2 protein-coding genes are annotated in these 1,035 nt (G+C 62.8%); both read left to right on the top strand.

Translation table 11 applies throughout. The features are described 5' to 3' along the window. The first annotated feature begins 84 nt into the window (after positions 1-84). Positions 85-510: an IS66-like element accessory protein TnpA gene (tnpA, locus tag IM784_RS16895; RefSeq protein ID WP_199556516.1), complete on the top strand. Its 426-nt coding sequence runs from the start codon at positions 85-87 to the stop codon at positions 508-510. Next, positions 507-860 (top strand): IS66 family insertion sequence element accessory protein TnpB, encoded by a 354-nt coding sequence (gene tnpB, locus IM784_RS17520; RefSeq protein WP_185968543.1) that lies wholly within the window; start codon positions 507-509, stop codon positions 858-860. Before tnpA ends, tnpB begins: the two co-directional genes overlap by 4 nt. Positions 861-1,035 lie beyond the last annotated feature (175 nt).

The following is a 1,035-nucleotide window of genomic DNA, read 5'->3' as shown; positions in this document are numbered from 1 at the left end:
GTAAGCGGTGCGCGGGTCCCGTGGTTTTGACTTGATGTGAGTTCGGGCATGCCGTCCTGCAACTGAGTTTGCGAGGGACTGGTCGTGGAGCACCAAAATGAGCACCGGATGGAGGTGCGTGGGTCGAAGAGAGTATCCCGGATCGAGATCCTTGATGGCCCGACCGGGCGTCGGCGTTGGCCGGATGATCTCAAGGTGCGGATTGTGGCCGAGAGTTTTCAGCCCGGTGCGCGGGTCTGCGATGTTGCAGCGAAGTATGGGCTGATTGCCCGGCACCTTTCGGGATGGCGCGCTCAAGCGCGTAAAGGGGAGCTGGTGGTGCCGATCGATGCAGCCCCGGCATTCGTGCCGCTGGTGATCGAGCCATCAATTTCTGATACTGCGGCTGCCGCGGTGGGCGGCACTGGCGTGATCAGGGTCGAGATTTGCGGCGCAGTTTTGCATGTGGCGCCAGACTGCAGCCCGGAGCGTGTGGCGGCTTTGGCGGCGGCGCTGAGGAAAGTGCTGTGATCTTCCCGGATCAGGCCGTCCGGATCGTGATCGCAACCAAGCCGGTGGACTTCCGCAAGGGACATGACGGGCTGGCGGCCATGGCGCATGCCGAGCTGGGTTTTGCGCCCAGGGCTGGGGTGATGGTTGTTTTCAGATCCAAACGTGGCGACCGGATCAAGGTTCTGTTCTGGGACGGCAGTGGGATCGTGATGATCTACAAGCGGCTGGAACAGGGCGGCTTTGCCTGGCCAAAGGTCGGCGACGGGGTCATGCGGCTGTCGCGGGTGCAGTTCGAGGCGCTGTTTGCAGGGCTTGACTGGCGCCGCATCCATGCGCCCAGACCGACGCATCCCCCCGCGACAGAATGACTCGGATCGCCTTGTAAATATGGGCAATCGTGGGGGCGTGCGGTATAAATCGCCATGTCTGCGCCCGCCGATCTCCCCTTTGATCTGGACAGCCTTCCGCCCGCCGTGCGTGAGGCGTTTGCAGCGATGCAAGCCAAGGTCGCCGGGCTGGAAGCCCATACCGAACGTCAGGATT

The sequence above is a fragment of the Sandaracinobacteroides hominis genome, from assembly GCF_016464365.1.
Classification (GTDB): Bacteria; Pseudomonadota; Alphaproteobacteria; order Sphingomonadales; family Sphingomonadaceae; genus Sandaracinobacteroides; species Sandaracinobacteroides hominis.
Note: the sequence above shows the minus strand (reverse complement) of the source record. Positions and strands in the feature narration are given on the sequence as shown.